We start from the raw sequence: 21,857 nt of genomic DNA, 5'->3' as shown, positions 1-21,857 counted from the left end.
CGCAAATCCGGCTCTGGTTTCTTTCTGGTTACAAATACTCCAGGGAGTTTGAGGGACAGCGTCCCTCAACAAAGAATCGTGCGCGCCGCAGGCGCACGATTCGGTTGCGAACGGATCAGACGTCCATCGACCGGGCGATGAGTTCCTTCATCACCTCGTTGGTACCGCCATAGATCATCTGCACCCGCGCATCGGCATAAAGCCGCGCGATCGGGTATTCCATCATGAAGCCGTAACCGCCGAAGAGTTGCAGGCATTCATGCATGATCTCGTTCTGCACCTCGGAGCCGTAATATTTCACCATCGAGGCGGTGGCGGCATCGAGCTGCCCGGCCTCCAGCCGACCGATGCAGTCATTGACGAAACTGCGCAGCACCTCAGCCTTGGTCTTGCATTCGGCCAGCTTGAAACGCGTGTTCTGGAAATCCATCACCCGCTGACCAAAGGCCTTGCGCTCCTGCACGTATTTCACTGTCTCGGCGATGGCAAAGTCGATGGCGCCCAGCGCCATGATGCCGATGGTCAGACGTTCCCAGGGCAGCTGCTTCATCAGCTGGTAGAACCCGTGCCCCTCTTCCGGTCCGATCAGGTTGGTCATCGGCACCTTGACGTCCTCGAAGAACAGCTCGGCGGTGTCGTTGGCCTTCATCCCCAGTTTCTTGAGGTTGCGGCCCCGGCGGAACCCTTCGGCGCCTTCGGTTTCGAGCGCGATCAGCGACACGCCCTTGGACCCCAGCGTCTTGTCGGTCTTGGCCACCACGATGATCAGATCGGCGGTCTGCCCGTTGGTGATGAAGATCTTGGAGCCGTTTATGCGATAGGAATTGCCGTCCTTCTCGGCGGTGGTGCGCACCGCCTGAAGGTCCGAGCCCGTGCCCGGTTCGGTCATCGCGATGGCACCCACCATCTCGCCCGAGGCGAGTTTAGGCAGCCATTTGGCCTTTTGCTCCTCGCTGCCATAGGCGGTGATGTAGTGGGTCACGATCGACTGGATGCCATAGCCCCAGCCCGCATCCCCGCGCGAGGTCTGTTCATAGATGGTGACCGCGTCAAAGCCCATGCCGCCGCCGACACCGCCGAACTCCTCGGGAATGGCGCCCGCCATCAGCCCGGTCTCGCCTGCCTTGCGCCAGAAGTCGCGATCGACCACGCCATTGTCGACCCAGGTTTCGATATTGGGGACCAGTTCGTCATCGAGGAACCGGCCCGCCGCTTCGGCGAACATGCGGTGTTCGTCTGTGACCCAGGCCGCCGTGCTGGAAAAAAGGGACATATCATTCTCCGATCTGAATTTGCGCTCAGGCTAAGCTGACACCTGATTCAAGCCAATCGGGGTGACGCGGCGTTCCGGGAATGCAACGCAACGTCCTTTTGCGTCAGCGCGTCACCTGGTGACGCGCGCCCTTGGAAGGGGGCGTTTCAGCGCCACCGGCGAAGCATTGCGCGATCGACATCCACTCGGCCGCAACGGGCCCCTCGACCAACAAGGACGTATCCGCGATGTTGCGGGTCTGGGCCACGACCTGGGCAAACTCCACGGCAGGGCCGGAAATCCGGTTCTCGCCCGGTTCGCCGAAACTCCACACCGCGCCGGACGGCGCGGTGAGGTCCAGCCGGGGCATGGTTTCCGGCACGGCCCGGCCATGCACCTTGTAGGACCACCCGAAAGTATTGACGCCGAGGATCACGATGTTCTTGACCCGGTCCGCTTCCTGCCGTTGGACGCCCAGGATATCAAAGACTTCCTGGCCATGCGCCCAGGTCTCCATCTGCCGAGCGGTGATCGACGAGCGCACCGACATCTCGGGGCCTGCCCATTTCACCCGGCGTTTGGGGTCGAGATCCGCCCAGCGTCGGCCCATGTCGGTGTAGAGCGCGCACCAGGCGGTGCGCAGGTCTGCACCGCGCTCAGTGATCATCGTGTTTTCGGTGGCGCGGAAACCGTTCTTGCCAATACCGGCAAAGGTTTCCGCCAATCGGGCCTGAAACGCGGCCTCGTCGGTCAGCGACAGGTCCGCCATCTGGTTCCAGAAATGCAGATGCACCAGCACGTCGTTCAGGGTCCAGCCCTTGAACTGGGTCTCCACCTCCCACTGTGAGCCGTTGACATCCGCCAGTACCGCATCCAGCGCTTCGCTTTCGGCCAGGAAATCGCCTGCCTGTTCCATTCCTATTCCTCCAATGTCGCCATCAGCCGCTCGGCGGCCTCAAGGTAGTCGCGCTTGAACTCTTGCACCACCTCGGCGGCCGAGGTCATCTGGTTCATCAACCCGACCCCTTGCCCGACCCAATAGGTGGCGAGCTCCGCCGCGCCCTGGTGCCCGCCCTGCGCCAGCTTCTCGATCCGGGCCAGCGCCGGTTCCGAGATCAGCGACTGGAACGGCATCGGCAGCGGGCTGGGGCCTTGCGCTTCCCATGCCTCGGTCCAGGCCGATTTCAACTGGCGCGAGGTCTTGCCGGTACGCGAGCGTGACCGCACCGTGTCGGACGACGTGGCCGCCAGCATCTTGTCCTTGACCACCTGACTTGGCTCTCCCTCAGCCGTGGTCAGCCAGACCGAGCCGCACCAGGCCCCAGAAGCCCCCATGGCCATGGCCGCCGCCATCTGACGGCCGGTGACGATGCCGCCCGCCGCCAGCACCGGGGTGTCGCCCGCGACCGAAACCACCTCGGGCACCAGCACCATGGTTGAGATTTCGCCGCAGTGGCCCCCGGCCTCGCCGCCCGCGGCCACCAGGATGTCGACACCGGCGGCCACCTGCCGCTCGGCGTGCTTCTTCGATCCGACCAGCGCCGCCACCGGCACGCCTGCGGCACGTGCCCGATCCAGCATGATCTGCGGTGGCGTGCCCAATGCGTTGGCGATCAGGCGGATCGGAAAGGAGAACGCGACATCCAGCATCTCCTCGGCCCCGCCGCTGTCGAGATTGTGCGAGAAATGCAGCATCGCGCGGCGTCGTTCGTCCAGATCGTCGCTGCCAACTCCGGCATGGGCCAATGTTGCCTTTACAAAGGTCAGATGTTCGTCCGGCAACCCGGCAAGCAGCTGGTCGTCGGTCAGGCTGGCACCCCGTCGCTGGATCGAGGTTGGTACGATCAGGTCGACGCCATAGGGTTTGCCGCCACAATTGGCGTCGATCCACTCCAGTTCCGTCCTGAGCTGCTCGGGCGTGTACATCACCGCCCCGAACACGCCCATACCCCCGGTCCGGCTGACGGCGGCAACCACGTCGCGGCAATGGCTGAAGGCGAAGAGAGGGAAATCAATCCCCAGTTCGCGGCAAAGTGCGGAGTTCATTCGGCGGTATCCTCTTCCTCGATCTCGATCATGATGTCACCGGCGGCAAGGCTCTGGCCTGTCTTGACATGCACGGCCCTGATACGGCCCGCGACAGGGGCAGCGATCTGGTGCTGCATCTTCATCGCCTCCAGCACGGCCAGCGTCTCGCCCTTGCCGACCCGTGTGTCGGGTTCGACCGCAACCGACTGTACCAACCCGGGCATGGGCGCGGTGACTCTCCCGCCAGCCTGTGCGCTTTCCTCCCGGGCGCCGGGGCGCAGGCGGCGCCCGGAAAACCGCAGAGCGCCAGCCGCGAGGAACACGGCATCCCCCTCGACATGGGCCATCACGTCATGGGTCGCCTCGCCAACCCGGGCACGCAACCGGGCGCCCATGGCGGTCAGCGAAACGTCGAACGTTTCCCCTGCAACGCCGATCCGCCAGCCCCCGACAAAGGCGCCAGCAGAGCAAGAGATGACATCGTCTGCAACCGCAAGCATCAGTCCGCGCGGCAACACCGGCGCGCTCGACCAACCCAGCTGGTCGGCGGCGACGTGGCCAGCCAGCGCAAGGGCAGCGTCACGGTCATGTTGCATCAAAACGGCCACCGCCAGCGCCACCATCGCCGGATCGTGTGCCGCCCCGGCATAGCCCTCCGGCCACGCACGTGCCAAAAGTCCGGTTGTGGCCTTACCCTCTGCGAACTCCGGCAGCGCCAGAACATCGGCCAGAAAGGCGCTGTTGGTTGCGGTGCCCAGCAAAACGGTCTCTTTCACAGCTCGGATCAGCCGGGTGCGTGCCACCTCGCGCGTGGGACCGTGGGCGATGATCTTGGCCAGCATCGGGTCGTAATGGGGCGAGATGTCCTGCCCCTCATTGATCCCCGCATCGACCCGAACACCGGCCCCTGTCGCCGGTTGCCAGCGCAGCACCGGGCCTGTCGCGGGCAAATAGCCGTTGGCCGGATCCTCGGCATAGAGCCGCACTTCGATCGCGTACCCGTCGAGCCGCACATCGTCCTGCCCAAGCGGCAGCGCCTCGCCCTGCGCCACGCGAATCTGCCATTCCACCAGATCAAGACCAGTCACCATCTCGGTCACCGGATGTTCGACCTGGAGCCGGGTGTTCATCTCGAGGAAGTAGAACCCGCCCGAGGCGTCGAGCAGGAACTCGACCGTGCCAGCCCCGCGATAGTCGACCGCGCGCGCGGCGGCCACAGCCGCCGCCCCCATTTCAGCTCGCAACTCTGGCGTCATCACCGGGCAAGGCGCCTCTTCGACCACTTTCTGGTGGCGGCGCTGGACCGAGCAATCCCGCTCGCCCAGGTGGATCACGTTGCCCTGCGCATCTGCAAACACCTGAATCTCGACATGGCGCGGCTCGATGATGGCCTTTTCAAGGATTAACTCGTCGGACCCAAAGGCGCCCAGCGCCTCGGACCGGGCGCGCGCCAGCGCCTGCGCCAGCGCATCGGGGCCTTCGACAAGACGCATGCCACGGCCGCCGCCGCCCGCCGCCGCCTTGACCATCAGGGGGAACCCGATTTGCCCGGCCGCACGGGTCATCGTGCTGTCGGACTGGTCCGCTCCCTCGTAACCCGGGACGCAGGGCACACCGGCTGCGATCATCATCCGCTTGGCCCCGGCCTTGTTGCCCATCGCCGCGATGGCACGGGCATCGGGCCCGATAAAGACCATCCCGGCCTCGGCCACCGCCTGTGCAAAATCCGCGTTTTCGGACAGAAAGCCATAACCCGGGTGGATGGCGCCCGCGCCAGACCGTCGGGCCGCGTCGAGAATGCGCCCCGCATCAAGATAGCTGTCCACGACCGGGCCTTCTCCGATCCAGACACTTTCGTCGGCCAGGAACACATGCGGCGAACTGGCGTCTGCACTGGTGTAGACGGCCACCGTGCGCAACCCCATCGCGCGCGCCGTGCGGATCACCCGCGCCGCGATCTCGCCCCGGTTGGCGACCAGTATCGTGTCGAATGCCATGGTCTCAGCCCTCCGCCCAAAGGGGTTTACGTTTTTCGAGGTACGCACCGATGCCCTCGCGCGCCTCTGCCGAGAGCAGCGCCGTCGCAAAGCTCTCAGCCGCAACGGCGCGTTGTTCGTCGCGCGATTGGAACGGCAGCTCAGAGAGCTGTCTCTTGATCGCGGCCAGCGCACAGGGCGCAGCCGGGGCCAGCGCTCTCGGCAAGTCTGACAGGGCGGCATCCATGCCGCCAACCGCTAGCAGCCGGTCAACCAGCCCGATCTCGCGCGCGGTCGCGCCGCTGACGCTTTCGCCCGACAGCATCAGCCGCCGTGCCGCCCGCATCCCCAGCCGGGCCACCACAAACGGTGCAATCTGTGCAGGTGTCAGCCCCAGCCGCACCTCGGACAGGGCAAAGCGTGCGGTTTCCTCCGCCAGTACCATGTCGCCGCAACAGGCAAGGCCCAGGCCGCCCGCCATCGCCGCGCCTTCGACCGCCATGACGGTGAACTGAGGCAACCCGGACACGGCATCGAACAGGTCCGCCGCTTGCAGACTAAGCGCGACCACATCGGCATGGCCGGCCTTGCCCTGCATCACAGCCTGGAACGCCTTTAGGTCACCCCCCGCGCAAAACACACCGCCGCGTCCGCGGAAAACTACGCCGCGCAGGTCGCTGCCCTGCAACGCCGCACACAGGGTCAGCAGGTCACTTACCCGCGCCGCCGTCAGCGGGTTGCGCGCCTGCGGTTCGTTCAGCCAGACGGTCAGCCAGGATTCCGTCTGCTCCAACTCGTAGTGATTTGACACAGGAAGCATCAGAACCTCGCCACGCCATAGCTGCCCGGCTTGACCCGGCGCGCCCGCGCCTCGCGCACTGTTTCAAGGCAAAAGCCGAGCACCCGCCGTGTATCGCGCGGGTCGATCACCCCATGGTCCAGGCACCGGCCCGAGGTATGGAACGCGCCCGCCTGCCGGTCGAAATGCGCCGCGATCAGCGCCGATTGCTTGGCCAGACGATCTTCGTCGATCTCCTCGCCTTTGCGTTTGGCGCCTGCGCGCGCCACCATCGCCATGGTGCCCGCCGCCTGCTCGCCCCCCATGACGCCTGTGGTCGCATTGGGCCAGGCGAACAGGAAATCGGGTTCATAGGCATAGCCCGACATCCCATAATTGCCCGCCCCGAAGCTCGCCCCGATATAGAGCGTGATGCGCGGCACATCGACCGAGGTCACCGCCTGGATCATCTTGGCGCCGTGTTTGATCATGCCCGCCTGTTCATAGGCGGTGCCCACCATGTAACCCGTTGTGTTGTTGAGAAAAATGAGCGGCGTGTCGGATTGTCCGCACAGCTGGATGAACTGCGCCGCCTTGGTGGCGCCCGCCGGGTCGATTGGCCCGTTGTTGCCGATGATCCCCACGGCGATCCCGTTGATTGCCGCCTGCAAACACACGCTCGAGACACCGTAGCGCGGTTTGAAATCCCGGAACTCGGACCCGTCCACAATCCGCGCCACCACCTCGCGCACGTCATAGGGCTGGCGATAGTCGGTCGGCACCAGCCCCGCGATATCCTCGATATCATAGCGGGGGGCGGCGAATGCACGCTGGGGGCGTGGCGGCAGCGTCTTGTTCCAGTCAATCGCGGCAATCACCTCGCGGGCCATCTCGACCCCGTGGGCATCGTCCTCGGCCAGGTATTCGACCAGACCGCTGGTCTGGGCATGCATCTCAGACCCGCCCAGCTCACGGTCGTTCGCCACCTCGCCCGTCGCCGCGTGCACCAATGCGGCACCGGCAAGCGCGGCCATGCCGTTTTTCTTTACACCGACCACATAATCGGCCAGCCCCGGCATATAGGCACCGCCCGCCGTTGACGGCCCGTGCAGCACGGCGAGGTTCGGGATGCCCGCAGCAGACAACCGGGCAAGATTGCGAAAGAGCTTGCCACCATTGGCCCAGAACTCCACCCGGTATTCCATCAGGTTGGCGCCCGCGCTTTCGACCAGATGGACAAAGGGCAGCTTTTGCTTCAGCGCGATCTCCTGCGCGCTCAGAAACGCCGCGCCGGACATTTCGACCATGGCACCTGCCTTGATACCGCTATCGTCGACCACGATCATGCAGCGCACCCCGGCAATGAAACCGATGCCGACGATGATTGAGGCGCCAGGCACCGATTTTTCGGGGTTGGAGGTGTCGACCATGTAGCCCGCAAGGCTGTGCAGTTGCAAAAACGGCAACCCGGGGTCGAGCAGGCGCGCCAGCCGGTCGCGCGGAGTGATCTGGCCGCGCGCCTCCATCCGCTCGCGCCGCTCTTCGGACAGGCCCACGGGGCGCGCCTCGAGCGCACGCAACTGGTCGACCAGCGCCAGCATGTCGGCGCGGTTGCGGGCATAGGTTTCGCTGTCTTTCACAACCTGACTGACAAAGCCCATTGGTTTCTCCGCTTTATTCGTTCGGGATCAACCCGGCCGGGATGGCAACCGGCAGGGACAGGAGTTCCTGGGCAAATGCCTTGCCCTGTGGGTCATTTCGCAGGCTGGCAACGCCTCCGCCGCCCAGAACCGCAGTCATCACGATGTTCATCGAATGGGTTCCGGGCAAGTAATAACGGCTGACATCCGCCGGAGATTTTTCGGCGAAAAATCTCTGCACCGCCTGGGGTGCAAGGGCCGCCCAGATATAGGGCATATACGCCGGGTTGCGGGCGATCACGCCGATATTGGCGCTGTCTCCCTTGTCGCCTGATCGCGCCCAGGCCAGGTCCTCCAGCGGGCGCGAAACCATCTCCACCCCGTCTTCGGCAGGCTCCGGCTCTTGCAGAGCCCCCAAGGCAATATCCCGCAGCGGCAGATCCGGCGCATCATACACCACCTCAACCCCCTCCACTGTGATCTTGTAGGTGAGCGCCGCCGCAGGGATCAGGCAGGAGAACAGCGCGACCACCGGCGACGGTTTCGGGCGCCCGCCCCCAGTAAAGAAATGAAGTCCCGGCGGCGTGGCCAGAGCCGCCCCGACCAGTTCCTTGAGAAATAGCCCAACCGCCCGCGCATCGTCATGCCGAACGGCGGCCTTGAACGCGATTTCTTCGGCACCGGCATGCTCTGACACCCCACCGAAAGCCTCGAAACAGACCTCGCGGTAGTCTGGTGCGCCTAGCGCATTCAATCGCGCCCGCGCGCGGTCCAGCCCGGCCTGTGCGAAAGCGCGCGCCTTTTCACGCGCGGCACGCCCGGTCATCTGGAACACCATGCCGCCGCGATATCCGTCGGCCCAGGTCACCGAGACCTTGAGCCGCCCGGTCGGGGCCTGCCCCCGCGCGCCCGAGACTCGTACCCGGTCGGTCCCATCCTGCGCAAGCGTCACGCCGGTGAAATCGCAAACCACATCCGGCAGCAGGTAAGCGCGCGGATCGCCGATTTCATAGAGCATCTGTTCGCCCACCGATGCTGGCGAAACGATTCCGGTCGTTCCGTCCGGCTTGGTCACGACAAAGCCGCCGTCCGCCGAAACCTCGGCTATCGGATAGCCGATCCGCGCAATACCCCCCGCAGCTTCCCAATCGGTAAAGTTGCCGCCAGTGGACTGCGGACCGCATTCCAGCAAGTGCCCGGCAAGCGAGCCCGCCGCCAACAGGTCGTGGGCGCGCGTGTCCCAACCAAAGTGATGAATACAGGCCGCCAACGTCAGCGCACTGTCGGCGCAACGCCCTGTGATGACGATATCGGCCCCGGCCCGTAGAGCGGCCACCACCGGTCCCGCGCCGATATAGGCATTCATCGAGGCGATGCGATCCGCGGGCGGCATCGCCGCACCGTTGAACATCTCGGTACAGTCGGAAAACTCGGCCTGACGCGACATCAGATCGTCGCCCTCGACCACCGCCACCTTGAGCGACAACCCAGCCGCAGAGATCTTCTCCCTCAGGGCCGCAGCACAGGCAGCCGGGTTGACGCCACCGGCATTCGACAGAACCCGCACGCCTAGTGCGGCGATAGAGTGCAGGTTCCGGCCCATCGCCTCGGTCACGAAATCACTGGCGTATCCCTGCGCGGGGTCCTTCATCCGCGCCCGCGCCATGATCGACATGGTGATCTCGGCCAGATAGTCGTAGACCAGCACATCAACCCCGGCATCGAGAAGTTGCGCCGTGGCATGAGGCGCCTCCCCCCAAAACCCGCTGGCCCCGCCGATCCTCAACACACCTGTCACGCCACGTCCTTTCCCCGTCATCCCAATGGGCACTTTACAGACCGCCCGTTCTGTTTTTAAGCTGCCTGCGACCGAAGCCTTGGTCAACGGAAAAACCCGTGACGTGACGGAACATGAGCGACAGCGACAAACCCACCCCCCAAGATCAACGCTCGAAGGCGATGCAGGCCCGGATCGTGCGCGCCACGATCACCTGTCTCGACCGGCTCGGCTACGCCGAAACCACCTTTGCCCGCATCCAGGCCAAGGCGGGCGTGTCGCGCGGGGCGATCACCCACCACTTTCCGACCCGGCAGGCGCTGGTCGCGGCGACCGCAATGGAGCTCTTGGCCAACGCGCTGGGACCGGTCGAACGCCGCGCCGCCAGCGCCGATCAACCCGAACCGGTGCGCGCGCTCATCACCCGCGCCTGGGGTCAGGTGGTGAACTCCGCCGGAGGGCGCGCGATGGTTGAAATCCTTGTGGCCTGCCGTACCGACAAGGAGCTTTTTCATCTGCTTGAGCAACGCCTGCATGACTGGGACGCACAAAGCCGCACCTCGATCACCCGGGCCTATCGCGGATCGGGCGCTGATCCGGACGATGCAGAGCTTTTGTGGAGCATGACACGCAATTTCCTGCGCGGGCTGGTTCTGCATGACAAGTTCGTCTCGGACCCCGCCTATCTAGCGCGCATGGTCGCCCGTTTTGCCGACCTGATGGAAACCCAGCTGATCCCCCTGCCCGCAAAGGACATGCCATGACCTGCCCCTCTCCCTTCATGACCCCCGAACGCGAGGCCTATCGCAGCACGCTCAAGCGCTTCTTCGATGCCGAAGTGAAACCCCATGTCGAGGACTGGGAAGCCGCGCAGGCCGTCCCCTGGGACCTACACCAGAAGCTTGGCGAGATGGGGGTCTTTGGCTTTGGCGTCCCAGAGGAATATGGCGGATTGGGATTCGATGACGCCTTCATGCGGGCCGACTATGCCGAACTGGCCTTTGGCTGTGGCGCCTCTGGCGTTGCGGCGGCGGTGGGCGGGCGGTCGATCTCGATCGGACCGATGGTCCGGTTCGCCCCCGAAGAATTCCGCCGTACCATCCTGCCCGAGATCGTGCAGGGGCGGATGAACTCGGCGCTGGCGATCACCGAACCGGGAGGCGGCTCGGACGTGGCCAGCCTCACCACGCGGGCCGAACGGGTGGCAGATGGATGGGTATTGAACGGGGCCAAGGCCTATATCACCGGGGGCATGGACGCCCAGTGGTTCGTGGTCGGCGCCCGCACCGGGGGGCCGGGCCTTGCCGGCATCTCGCTGTTCCTGATCGAGGCGGACACGCCCGGTTTTACCCGCACCCCGCTGGGCGGCAAGATGGGCTGGCACTGTTCGACGCAGGCCACGCTGCATTTCGACGATTGCCGCGTTCCCGCCGATGCGCTGATCGGCCCCGAGAACAAGGGCTTCATCGCCATCATGAACAACTTCAACTATGAACGCCTTGCCATGATCGCCGGTGGCTTGGGCATGATGCGGGTCTGCTATGACGCCGCTCTGGATTGGGCGCGCGAACGCAAGACCTTTGGCAAGCGGCTGATCGAACACCAGGTGATCGCCCACAAATTTGCCGAGATGTCGGCGCGCATCGACATGACCGAGGCCTATCTGGAACGCATCTGCTGGGCGATCAATCAGGGCCTGATGCCCAGTGCCGAAATCGCCAAGGCCAAGGTACAATCGACCAAGGCTCTGGAATTCGTGGCCTCGGAGGGCATGCAGATCTTCGGTGGCGCCGGTTATCTGGTGGGCAACCCGGTGGAACGGGTCTGGCGCGAGGTCAAGGTGATGGCGATCGGCGGTGGTTCCGAAGAGATCATGCGGGACCTCGCCGTTCGTCAAATGGGGCTGGCGGGACAATAGCCTCGCCTCTTCGGCCCTTAATTCGATACGTAGCCCGCGACCACCTGCAACAGCTTGAACGCGGTCGCGGCGTCATTCTCGACCACGGCCAGGAACTCTTCCTCGCCGATGCGCAGACAGGTTATGTCGGTTTCAGCCACCATGCTCAGCGCGCGCGGCACCTTGCGGATCAGACCCAGTTCACCCACCAGTCGGCCCGGCCCGACAGTGGCGATCAGCTGATCCTCCTCCCCCTCGCGCGGCAGATAAAGACCGGCCTCACCCTCGATCATCATATATGCGCCATCGGTCGGTTCGTCGTCCTTCAGAAACACCACCTCGCCCGCCTTGGCGCTGTACCAGCGCGCACCAAAGGCCAGCAGCCGCAGCTGCCGCCGGTCGAGACCTGAGAACAGCGGCGTCTGTTCCAGCGCCCGCAGCTTCCGAGCCAGGTCGGCCGAGGCGACACTGTCTTCTTCCTGCTTCTGCGGAACTTCTTCCGTCACGATCCTGCCCCGCTGCACTTCTACGAAAAAATCAAAGACCGCAGGGTTCTGGAATCCGTCGTTCAGATAGATGATCGTCGTTTCCGGCAAGAGCGCGCGCAGGTTGCGATAGACGGCGATCTGGGTCTGCATGTCGTAACTGGCCAAGGCCTGATCCAGCACCAGGATATCCGGCCGCTTGATCGTCGCGCGGGTAAACGCAAGCGGCTCTGCAAAGATCGCCGGAACATTCTGCCCGCCCAGGGCCACCGGGACATCATAGATCAACTGGATCACCAGCGGCTGCACGCCATGGTCGGCCAACACGTCCGCGATCAGTTTGCGCAACTCATCCGCCCGTGCGCCCCCGACTTCGCTGACCTTGCCGAACAGGGCGTTTTCCAGCGCGTTCAGGCCCGGCGCGAAACTGTCCGGGTCCAGTGGTGAAAACACGTCGTCAAGACTGTTCATCAGCTGGGCGGAATGGCTCTTGCGAAGTTCGAGAATACGCAACTTGATCTCGTCCGAAAATGCCGGGCCGATCTGATCGGCAGATATCCGGAACGGCACCGCAAGCAAGCTGGCCAGCTGGGAATCGTCCAACGCCTTGGCGCCCTCGGACCGCGTCTTTTCCACCAGGGTCAGGGCTGTCTCATAGGTGCGGGCCTCAAGGTTCAACTTGCGAAACAGCGGGTGGTCGGTCCCGTCGATGCCAAAGATCTGACGCAGCATGTCGATGACATCCTGGGTCAGACCGACAAGTGTCTCGTCCAGACCCAGATCCCTGATCTGGGCCAGAAAATCCGTCTGCCCCGCCAGAACCTCGGGCGTGAAGGGTTCACGCGGCGTGGCAAACAGCAGGTTCTCAGCCACCGGCAGGGCCGGGTTGTACTGCTCGGGATCGAAAAGATAGGCTTGCCCGCCCAATCCCGCCCTTTCGACGGCCTCTTGCACGATCGGACGCAGCGCAACCAGTCGGGCCGCGAGATCTGGATGATCTTTCTCCAAGAATATCTGCTCGGCCCCGCGCCGGAACAGCGCGGCCCCCGATCCAAGACCTTCGACGAGTTTCAGCCACCAGTCCCGCAATCTTGCGGCATCGTCAAAACCTGCAAGCCCGGGCTCCAGCCATTCGCTGTGATAGGCATCAGGGCTGTTGCCTGCCCGCAGGGTTTCGTCATGGAACTGAGGATCCTGGGAGTCGTTCTGCGGCCGCACCCGCATGGGCATCATAACATTGTCACCAAAGGTTCCCTGAAACAGGATCGGACGCGACGTGGCATGCCCGATGCGCGATGCGACCACCATCTGGTGAAGATCGGACAGGTTGTTTTCGCCGATCAGGACCTTGCCGCTTGCCGGTAGAACTTCACGGGTCAGCAATTCCGACAAAGCCCGCCGGTCCTGTTCGCTGGGCGCCGCGATCCCGATGACCTTGCCCCCCGGCAAGGTGACATCCAGATCGTCGAGCACAAGGTTCCCGTCCCCATCGCGAACGGAAACCTTGTCGAGCACGATATCCCCCGTCAGGCGCGGGCGCTCTTCGGGAAAGCCGGTGAACTTGTCTTCGTCCACCATTCCCGGCGGGGCAAACCGATCCAGGATGACATCCCAGCGCAAGGACATGTCCTGCGCCTGATTGTAATAGGCCAGCAATTCCTTCCACGGGCTCGAAAGATCCTTGTAAGCGGCCAGCGCGGCGACGAGAGCCCCAAGCGACACTTGCCCCTGGAGAACAAGAAAGCCGCCGATCGAATAGAAGAAGAACGGCGTGAGTTGGCCAATGAAGTTGTTCACGAACTTCATGAAGAACTTCTTTTGGTAAATATCGAAGCGGATCAGATAGAGACGACCCAGCTGATAGCTGAGCATGCTCATCCGCCACGGCCAACCGGCATTGGCCCGGAGCGTTGCGGCACCCGAGGCGTTTTCACCGATCTGGGCGGCCAGGATCCGGACCTCTTGTATGCGTTTCTTGTTGAGCAGGTTGATCTGTCGTTGCATGCGCGGAATCAGCCAGGCCTGCAACGGGATCAGCGCAACGGCCGCCAACCCGAACCAGAAGCTTTGCAGGAAGAGGAACGACAAAATGGTGATCATCTGGCCGGCCTGAAGGACCGGCTGGCTGATCATATCCCCCATCAACCCGCCCATTGGCTCGCTCTCGGCGGTGACCATCGACACCAGTTCACCCTGACTGACACGTTCGAAATAGGGCTGAGGGAACCTTAGAATCCGTGTGATCAACAGATACCGGAAACGGCGCAGCATCCGTTCGGACATCACGCCTTTCATCGTGTTGATCTTCATCTTCATCAGCCCGTGGGCCAACACCGATATCAGGAATGCCGCGCAGAGGATGGCCAGATAGGTAACCTGATCGAAGGTATAGCCCCAGACCTCGATCGTCGAAGACGCCGCGCCAATGGCATCGTTGATGATCCGTTTGGGCAGTTCCAGCGTCAGATACAAAAGTGGAAACAAGGTCGATGTCACGGCCAACAGAATCAGTTGGTCGCGCTTCGAGTGCTTCCAGATAAATTGAAACAATGTACGTTCTATGGCTCCGCCCCCCAGAAAGCGTCGCAAAAAATTTGTCTCGGCAGTGCGCGGCCGCCGCGAGCGTTCCCAAGGCTAGCGCGCCCGCTCATCGACTTGCAACGGATTTCACGGCGAAAAAAGCAGCTTGGAATGTGAACGAGTTCATTTTGCAGCGCGGGAATATTGCGCTAAGCTTCTCCCCGGGGATGAAAAGGAGGAAGGTCTGTTGCCAGTAATGATCGGCACTGTTTTGCTGTTGCTTTGCCTTTTGCAGGTAAAGCACATGTTCGCCGACTTCTTCCTGCAAACGCCCAAGATGCTGGCCGGGCGGTGCAGCTACTGGCATATGGGCCGGGCACAACACGCATCGGTGCATGCGCTGGGATCAATTATCGTTTTTGTCATCATGGGGGCGCCGCTGGGTTTCATCGGGGTGATTGTCGCCCTGGAGTGGATTGCGCATTTCCATATTGATTTCGGTAAGGGCTTCTATTCAGACCGAAAAGCGTTGCAGCCCAATCAGGCAAAATACTGGCATGCGATGGGATTTGACCAGTTCCTGCACCAGTTGACCTATATCTTCATGGCTTGGGCCTGGACCAGTTTCGCGTATTGACCCTGCGCCATGAATTGGATCGCTCAACCGGCATCCGGATAGTTCAGCGCCCAACGACCGGGCAACCGTGGAATGTAACCCGCTCGGGTTCAACCTGCCCTCGCGCCACACTGCACCTCAAGAAAGTCTTCAGTCGATTTGGGCGGGCGTTGGGTTTGCAGTCGCCTCAGCCAGAACCGCAATCCGCCGCGCGGCAAAGGCCGGCACAGGGGCGGCATAGCCTTTCAGTGCAATCGGCTCCAGCGGATCATAGACAAAACCGTCCAGCCCGGCGGCGTCCCGGGTTTCGCGATCGACCAGCACCTGATCCGGCGCCGCCTTGGAACACAGCCGTGCCGACAGGTTGACCGTCGACCCCAGCACCGTGAAATCCATCCGGTCTCGGGCGCCCATCGCCCCCATGACGACCTCGCCCGAGGCGACCCCGATCCCCACATGCAAACCGTGTTCGGGATGCTGTTCCAGCAACTGCACCATGGCTTCGGCGATACCGACCGAGCATTCCACCGCGCGACCTTCCATCCCCTCGCCTTCGAACACGGCGACCAGGGCATCTCCCACGAACTTGTCGACATCGCCCTTGAAACGTTCGACAAGCTCGGTCTGCACATCGAAATAGCTGTTCAACACTTCGATCACCGTCTCTGGCGGCACCCGCTCGGAGAATTCGGTATAGCCCCGGATATCGGTAAAGATCACCGATACGCGACGGCGGCGACCGCCACGCTCCATGCCTGTCCGCTCGGCGCTCTGGATGGCTGACATGGTGCTGTGAGAGACGAACTTCATCAATTCGACCCGTTCGCCCAGATGTGCGATCATCCGGTTGAACCGCTGGGCAAGGTCCCCGATCTCGTCGCGCGACCGCACATCCTCGACCCGGGCGCCGAAATCGCCTTCGCCGACCTTTTGTGCCACCTGCCCGATCCGCAGGATCGGCCGGCTCAGCCGACGGGCAAAGATCAGCGCACCAGCGGTCGCGGCCGCGAAACCGATCAGGCCCACCATCAGGATCTGGCGGGTAATCGCATTGACGACAGCATAGGCATTGTCTTCGCTCAGTTCGGTGATCACGGCCCAGGGGAACCAGTCGGGAAAGGCATAGGCCCCCAGCATCGCGGTTCCATCAGGACGCACATAGGGTTCCAGCGCATCCGCCCGTGCCCCGGCGACGATCAGCGGAAGGGTCGAAGCAACGATCCCGCGCTGGATCAAAAGCTCAGGCGTATCGGTCAGAACCCTGCGCCCGGCCTGATCCACCACCGTGATCTCGCCGCGCTGTGCGAAGGGATGTCTTTGAACGGTCTCAGACAGCAGAGACAGGTCGATCTTGGCGGCCATCGTGACCTGACGGCCAGCGATCTTGCTGTTGAGCGGCAGAGCCAGGGTGGCCATCCAATCACCTGTGGCCTCCAGTCGCGAGATGACCGGGCGGCCGAATTGCCCGGTCTCAGCGATCGCCTTGATCAGATCGGGTGGCGTGGCCAGCACCTGTACCGGGTCCAGCCCGGCCACCACCAGTTTGTTCGCAAACCCCTCATTGGTTACCATGATCGGCAGGTCGGACCCTTCGACCGACAATTGCAGGGCCGCCACCTGGCCGAGTTCCTGCAAACCCAGCGTCAGCAGCGAAATCTTCTGCGGCACGCCCAGTTCAGCACTGTCGACCGCGTTGCGGATCACCATCAGCGGCGTCAACCACCGGCCCTGAAACGTATTGTCGAAGGTTCCGCGCAACTCGGCCGCGACCGTTGTCAAATCCTCGTTGGCGGCGCTTTTGAGTTCATCGCGGCTGAGTTGGGTGAGGTTCTGCCCCACCAAGGCCAGCGGACCCACGGCCAGCAGGACTGCAAACACAAAGAATTTCAGGCGCAGCGGGAATCTCATTTTGCGCAGCCTATCGCAATACCTGTTAACAGTCGCGCCAAATCAGGCAGCGGTACGCCCCGGACGTTTTCCGGGGCGCACCGCGCTCACTCTCGCGGCACGGCGGTGATGGTTGCCGTGTCGCGGCCTATGCCGCAAACCAGCCCGGTGCTGTCCTGCGCCCGCACGGTCACGGTATAGGTACCGGGATTGGCAAAGCGGTGGCGAGCAATGGCGCCGGTCGCCTCGGCGCCATCACCAAATGACCAGCTCAGCCGCAGCCCGTGCCCGTCCGGGTCGGTTGCGCCGGTTGCATCGAACCGCACCACGTCATGCGCCGCCCCAACCGGCACCTCCAGGTCCGGCCCCGCGTCCACAACCGGTGTGCCATTCACCAGCACCCGCGCGGTGTCGGTCCCAACGTCACACCCCTGCGCACCGCTGTTGTCCTGCACGCTCAGCTCCACGGTTAGGTCGGCAGCCCCGTCAAAGGCCCGTTCAACCCGCGCGCCTTCAAGCGTGACTCCATCCGAGAACTTCCAGATCCACTTGGTCAGGTCGCCGTCCAAGTCCCCGGACCCACCGGCATCGAACAAGACGGTCTCGCCCGGGCACACCACCCGATCCGGCCCGGCCAGCGCTGTCGGCTGCGCGTTCACCCGCACATAGATTTCCTCGGCGCGGCGGCTGCCCGGCAGCCCGAGCCCGTCGTCGAGCGTGACCTGCACCGGCATCAGGCCCGGTTTCGCGAACCCGTGCTGAACCTCTTCTCCCTCCATCACCGTGCCGTCGCCAAAAGCCCAGGCGACCGCCGTCTCGGCCCCCGGCCCAACCGCCCAAGGCAAGGTGACACCGGGACAGACCGCGCCGCGCGCTTCAAGTCCCGCAACCGGGGATGGGGCAACCAGAACCCGGTGAACCGCTGTCTGCACGCTGTTGCCAACACCTGCGTCATCGGTCACCGTCAGCGTCACGTCAAAGCTTCCGGGGGTTTCGAAGATGTGAACCGATTGCACCCCCTGTGCGCGGCCACCATCGCCGAAATCCCAGCTGAAGTCCGAGATCGCACCGTCGCTATCGGCTGTCTCGCCCCCATCAAAGCGCACGGATTGTCCGACCGACACCCGTTCAGGTGCCTGAATCTTGGGGTCGGGTGCCGCGTTCACGATGATCCTGCGTTGAACTTCCAATTCGCGGCACGCCTCAGTTCCGCCGGACAGGCTGGTCCGCAGCGTCACCAGATAATCTCCCGGCTCCGCAAACACATGCGAGATGTCCCGGCCTTCATAGCTGCCGCCATCCGACGTCGACCACGAAAATCCGGTGGCTTCGGCGCCACCCAGCTTGTCGAGACCGGCCGAGAAGGTCGCGGGCATACCGGCCGCGGCGCGACCCTTGCCCAGAATGCTCAGTTCCGGCGCAGCGACCACCGTGATTTCCGCAGTGTCCGTATCCAGGGGGCTACATGCGCCACGTGCATCACCGGTGATCGTCAGAGTGACCGAATATGTCCCCGGCGTCTTGAATACGTGCTGCGGTGTCGCACCGCTGCCGTTGCCGCCATCGCCGAAGGTCCAGGCAAAGGCGTTGACCGCGCCATCCGCGTCGGTCGAGCCGGACCCGTCGAACCGAACCTGGCTGTTGGAACAAACCGTCCGGTCCGGTCCGGCATCGGCGATCGGACCTTCGCGCACCAGCGCGGCAATTCGATCGACGGCGGTGCCATATTCGGTGCCTGTCTCGTTGCGTACTCTCAGCGTCACCGGATAAACGCCCGGGAACTCATAGGTCTTGGTCGGGTTGATCAGGTCGGATTCCGACCCGTCGCCGAAACTCCACTCATAGGCCAGCAACCCGCCGTCGGGATCGGAACTGCCCGACGCGTCAAACAGGATCGGCTCGCCCGAGCAGACCTCGCGGTTGCCACCGGCCACGGCCAGCGGACGCGATTTGATGGTGACCGTGGTGGCATCGATCGAACGGGCGTTGGACAGGCCGGTCCCATCATCGACCCGGAGCGTGACGGGGAAAATCCCCGGACGCGCATAAACATGGGTCACGGTTTCACCCAGAACCGGGGGCGAGCCATCGCCAAAATCCCAGCGATGCACCAGCGGATCGCCGTCGCCATCGCTAGACCCCGATCCGTCAAAGGTCACATACAGCTGATCCGTGACCACAGGCTGTCCCGCCTCGGCGACCGGTGCATGGTTCACCCGGATCGTCAGATCGTCGGTCGCCGTGGAATTCAGCACGCCGCTGTCATCGGCAACCACCAACTGGGCGCTCCAGACACCAGGCGAGTCATAGGCACGCTCGACCATCCTGGCCTCCAGCGGTGCGCCGAGGTCTTCGAACTCCCACCGGAACGAGGTCAACCGCCCGTCGGGGTCAAAGCTCTGCCCGGCATCGAACACCACCGTTTCACCCGGGGCGACCAGCAGATCACGCCCGGCAACGGCCACCGGGGCCTCGTTGACGGTAATCAGGACTTCGGCCTCGTCCTGGGCCGGGCCGCCGACAAAATTGTCGGCCACCGTCAGGCGGACAGGATAAAGACCGGGTGCGTCGAACACATGCGCAACCCGCTGACCGGGCTTCTGCTGGCCATCCGGGAAGCTCCAGACATAGTCGGAAATCTCGCCATCGGGATCGACAGAGGCGCGCCCGGACAGAACAAACTCCTCGCCCGGCGCCACCGTCTGGGTCGGTCCCGCATCCGCGATGGGTGTTGTGTTGATGGTCAACCACATCGTGTCGCGATGTGTATTCAGCGGCGCACCGCTGTTGTCCCGCACTGTAAGCGCGACCTCGTACCGGCCCGGTCGCAGATAGGCATGGCTCACGCCCTGACCGCTGGCCGTCGCACCATCGCCAAACTCCCACAGCCATTCCGTCACCTTGCCATCCGGATCGACCGATCCGCCGCCGTCGAAGCGCACATCGCTTGCGGTGACGTACTGGTCCGGCCCCGCATCCGCGACCGGGGCGGCGTCGACCCGCACGATCCGGGTGACCGATTGCAGCGCCGAGGCGGTGCCGCTGTCATCCTCGACCGTCAGCGTGACGGAAAACTCGCCCGACCGGGTCCAGGCATAGCTGGCGATGGGACCTTCGCCCATCGCCCCATCGCCAAAGTCCCAGATATAGCTGAGGATCTGACCGTCCGCGTCGATCGAGGCGGAGGCGTCAAGTACCGCGACCTCGGACACCGACACCGGACGGGAGGGGATCGAGAAACTCGGCTCGGGCGGGGCGTTGACCTCGACCCGCATGCCATCGGTGGCGATCTTGTTGATCACCCCGCTGTCATCGGTCACCGTCAGCAGAACCTGATAGCTGCCCGAACTGGTGTAGCGGTGGGTGACCGTTTCGCCCTCCAGCACGGTGCCGTCCCCCATGCTCCAGCGATAATTCACGATGGCGCCATCCACGTCATAGCTGGCCGCACCCGACAGGGTCACCGACTGGCCGATGATCGCGGTCTGATCCGTGCCCGCCTCGGCGACCGGGGGGAAGTTGACCACAACCCGACGCACGGCAGTGCCAAAGTTGCAGGGATGCTGCGCCTCGTCCTGAACCCGCAAAACCGCGCGATACTGGCCCGGTTGCGCATACACATGCTGCGCGCGCGGCCCCTGTGCCACGCCGCCATCCCCAAAGGTCCAGCGGAACGCGGTGATCGGGCTGTCCGAGGGTTGCGAGGCAGATCCGTCGAACTCCACCACCTGTCCCGGCGCAACCACGATATCGCTGCCGGGAACCGCTGCGGGGGCGTTGCGCACATGAACCGGCACCTCGATCCGGTCGCCGCGCCCGGGCCGGTTGCCCGGCTCCAACAGGCTCAGCCGCGCCACGTAACGCCCCGGATTGGCATAGCGATGCGCGATCACCGGTTCGGTCGAGCGGTTACCGTCGCCAAAGTCCCACAGATAGGCAAGCGGAGTGAGCCCGGTCGAGGCGCTGGCGTCGAAAGCGACCGAGCGGCAATCGGCCAGCGGCTGGCCGGTTCCGACCGCGGTCGGACGTGGCGGTTCCGGAGCGCGTGTCGGCGGCATCGACAGCGGCAAAGGCCGGCCTTCGGCGTCGAAAACGGCCAGGGTCACGTCGTTTGGCGTCTCGAACCCGCCCAGCAGGCTGACAGCCAGGTTGGTTTCATCGGTCTCCACCTCGTCCGAGGTCCAGAAATCCTGTCCCGATATGCGCAAGGGCAGATCGCGATAGTCGGTCACAAGCGCCAGCTCGCCATTGGCGCCGTCGAATGTCTGCACTGTCAATGCCCCCGGCGCCGGGGCCTGGAACCAGACCTGTGTGGCCGGGCTGCCAGCCGACCACCGGACGGTCGGGCGATACGAGAACATCTCCAGCCCCTCGGGCGCCCGGTCCCGATCCCGGGCCAGGCTGACCCCAAGGGAGAAGCTATTGCCGTCGTTACCCCGGCTGCCCTGCACGTCGATCCGGAAATAGGCGCGGTCGCCGACGACCTCGCCCTGATTGGCCCGAACCGCCGCCAGCGAAACCCAGCGGCCATCGGTGGACTTGTCGCTGCCCCAGGTCTCCTCGCGGATGATCGTTCCCGGTTGCGTCACCGGGTCATAAGGGATCAGGCGCGGTTCGCGCGCGCCGTCGCTGATGGGTTCCGGGCGGTCGGCGCGGCTAAAGGCGCCCTCGCCTCCAAACAGGCGAAACGTGGTTTCCGAGTCGCCCGCGCCACCATAGGTGAAATCGCCCGATCCGCCGGTCTCGGGATCGAAGACCCGAACGTAGACCCGGTCCTTCAGCCCCGCAGGCAAGGAAAAGAACACCTGCTCGCGGCGATCGGTGTCCCCCTCCCGGCTTGGGGCCTGGGGGCCATAGACCACAAGCAGCCCCTCGGTGGTCTCAACCTGCGCGGGAACGCTCGTTGAAATGGCCGACAAGACAACTGCCAGCGTCACCGCTGCTCCGTTCCGTACCACTCCCATGTTCCTTCCCTCCATAGCCGATCCGGCGCCCCCAAAC

At 63.9% G+C, this 21,857-nt stretch carries 13 protein-coding genes; 3 read left to right on the top strand and 10 right to left on the bottom strand.

The genetic code is table 11. From position 1 onward, the window contains the following. Positions 1–115 precede the first annotated feature (115 nt). From G0P99_RS23075 to G0P99_RS23045, 7 genes are all read right to left on the bottom strand, one after another. Positions 116–1,273: an acyl-CoA dehydrogenase family protein gene (locus tag G0P99_RS23075; RefSeq protein WP_164132845.1), complete on the bottom strand. Its 1,158-nt coding sequence runs from the start codon at positions 1,271–1,273 to the stop codon at positions 116–118. Between the two features lie 103 nt (positions 1,274–1,376). Continuing rightward, positions 1,377–2,168: a TIGR03084 family metal-binding protein gene (locus G0P99_RS23070; protein ID WP_164132844.1), complete on the bottom strand. Its 792-nt coding sequence runs from the start codon at positions 2,166–2,168 to the stop codon at positions 1,377–1,379. Between the two features lie 2 nt (positions 2,169–2,170). Next, positions 2,171–3,298, bottom strand: a complete 1,128-nt coding sequence (locus tag G0P99_RS23065) for a nitronate monooxygenase family protein (RefSeq protein ID WP_164132843.1) — start codon at positions 3,296–3,298, stop codon at positions 2,171–2,173. Continuing rightward, on the bottom strand, positions 3,295–5,277 hold the full coding sequence (locus tag G0P99_RS23060; protein ID WP_164132842.1) for a biotin carboxylase N-terminal domain-containing protein: 1,983 nt from the start codon (positions 5,275–5,277) through the stop codon (positions 3,295–3,297). Before G0P99_RS23060 ends, G0P99_RS23065 begins: the two co-directional genes overlap by 4 nt. Positions 5,278–5,281: 4 nt before the next feature. Next, positions 5,282–6,076, bottom strand: a complete 795-nt coding sequence (locus G0P99_RS23055; RefSeq protein ID WP_164132841.1) for an enoyl-CoA hydratase/isomerase family protein — start codon at positions 6,074–6,076, stop codon at positions 5,282–5,284. Next, complete coding sequence (locus G0P99_RS23050; protein WP_164132840.1) at positions 6,076–7,695, bottom strand: acyl-CoA carboxylase subunit beta; 1,620 nt, start codon at positions 7,693–7,695, stop codon at positions 6,076–6,078. The genes G0P99_RS23055 and G0P99_RS23050 overlap by 1 nt, the downstream gene beginning before the upstream one ends. A 13-nt stretch (positions 7,696–7,708) precedes the next feature. Further along, positions 7,709–9,493 (bottom strand): acyclic terpene utilization AtuA family protein, encoded by a 1,785-nt coding sequence (locus tag G0P99_RS23045; protein ID WP_203583227.1) that lies wholly within the window; start codon positions 9,491–9,493, stop codon positions 7,709–7,711. Between the two features lie 92 nt (positions 9,494–9,585). Between G0P99_RS23045 and G0P99_RS23040 the strand changes: the two genes are divergently transcribed. Together G0P99_RS23040 and G0P99_RS23035 are read left to right on the top strand one after the other, a co-directional pair. Beyond that, the gene (locus G0P99_RS23040) at positions 9,586–10,215 is read left to right on the top strand and encodes a TetR/AcrR family transcriptional regulator (RefSeq protein WP_164132839.1); all 630 of its coding nucleotides are present in this window, start codon (positions 9,586–9,588) and stop codon (positions 10,213–10,215) included. Beyond that, positions 10,212–11,369: an acyl-CoA dehydrogenase family protein gene (locus tag G0P99_RS23035; protein ID WP_164132838.1), complete on the top strand. Its 1,158-nt coding sequence runs from the start codon at positions 10,212–10,214 to the stop codon at positions 11,367–11,369. Before G0P99_RS23040 ends, G0P99_RS23035 begins: the two co-directional genes overlap by 4 nt. Before the next feature lie 17 nt (positions 11,370–11,386). Here the strand turns inward: G0P99_RS23035 and G0P99_RS23030 are convergent, their stop codons facing one another. Continuing rightward, positions 11,387–14,383, bottom strand: coding sequence for a cyclic nucleotide-binding domain-containing protein (locus G0P99_RS23030; RefSeq protein ID WP_203583226.1), 2,997 nt, complete (start codon positions 14,381–14,383; stop codon positions 11,387–11,389). 226 nt (positions 14,384–14,609) lie between these two features. On the opposite strand from G0P99_RS23030, the gene G0P99_RS23025 reads away from it, so the two are divergent. Beyond that, positions 14,610–14,990 carry a DUF3307 domain-containing protein gene (locus tag G0P99_RS23025; protein WP_203583237.1) on the top strand — a complete coding sequence of 127 codons (381 nt, stop codon included), beginning with the start codon at positions 14,610–14,612 and terminating at the stop codon, positions 14,988–14,990. Between the two features lie 129 nt (positions 14,991–15,119). Here G0P99_RS23025 and G0P99_RS23020 read toward each other — a convergent pair whose 3' ends face one another. Then, complete coding sequence (locus G0P99_RS23020; RefSeq protein ID WP_164132837.1) at positions 15,120–16,877, bottom strand: adenylate/guanylate cyclase domain-containing protein; 1,758 nt, start codon at positions 16,875–16,877, stop codon at positions 15,120–15,122. 86 nt (positions 16,878–16,963) lie between these two features. Next, a complete protein-coding gene (locus G0P99_RS23015) occupies positions 16,964–21,820 on the bottom strand; it encodes a PKD domain-containing protein (RefSeq protein ID WP_164132836.1) in 4,857 nt (1,618 codons plus the stop codon). Between the last annotated feature and the right edge of the window lie 37 nt (positions 21,821–21,857).

Source organism: Ruegeria sp. PrR005 (assembly GCF_010500245.1).
Classification (GTDB): domain Bacteria; phylum Pseudomonadota; class Alphaproteobacteria; order Rhodobacterales; family Rhodobacteraceae; genus Ruegeria_B; species Ruegeria_B marisflavi.
This window is presented reverse-complemented; position numbering and strand designations above follow the sequence as displayed.

Coding starts and splice junctions, on each gene's coding strand:
- G0P99_RS23050 (WP_164132840.1), bottom strand. CDS start 7,695: ATGGGCTTTGTCAGTCAGGTTGTGAAAGACAGCGAAACCTATGCCCGC.
- G0P99_RS23025 (WP_203583237.1), top strand. CDS start 14,610: ATGATCGGCACTGTTTTGCTGTTGCTTTGCCTTTTGCAGGTAAAGCAC.
- G0P99_RS23065 (WP_164132843.1), bottom strand. CDS start 3,298: ATGAACTCCGCACTTTGCCGCGAACTGGGGATTGATTTCCCTCTCTTC.
- G0P99_RS23055 (WP_164132841.1), bottom strand. CDS start 6,076: ATGCTTCCTGTGTCAAATCACTACGAGTTGGAGCAGACGGAATCCTGG.
- G0P99_RS23060 (WP_164132842.1), bottom strand. CDS start 5,277: ATGGCATTCGACACGATACTGGTCGCCAACCGGGGCGAGATCGCGGCG.
- G0P99_RS23020 (WP_164132837.1), bottom strand. CDS start 16,877: ATGAGATTCCCGCTGCGCCTGAAATTCTTTGTGTTTGCAGTCCTGCTG.
- G0P99_RS23040 (WP_164132839.1), top strand. CDS start 9,586: ATGAGCGACAGCGACAAACCCACCCCCCAAGATCAACGCTCGAAGGCG.
- G0P99_RS23035 (WP_164132838.1), top strand. CDS start 10,212: ATGACCTGCCCCTCTCCCTTCATGACCCCCGAACGCGAGGCCTATCGC.
- G0P99_RS23045 (WP_203583227.1), bottom strand. CDS start 9,493: ATGACGGGGAAAGGACGTGGCGTGACAGGTGTGTTGAGGATCGGCGGG.
- G0P99_RS23015 (WP_164132836.1), bottom strand. CDS start 21,820: ATGGGAGTGGTACGGAACGGAGCAGCGGTGACGCTGGCAGTTGTCTTG.
- G0P99_RS23075 (WP_164132845.1), bottom strand. CDS start 1,273: ATGTCCCTTTTTTCCAGCACGGCGGCCTGGGTCACAGACGAACACCGC.
- G0P99_RS23070 (WP_164132844.1), bottom strand. CDS start 2,168: ATGGAACAGGCAGGCGATTTCCTGGCCGAAAGCGAAGCGCTGGATGCG.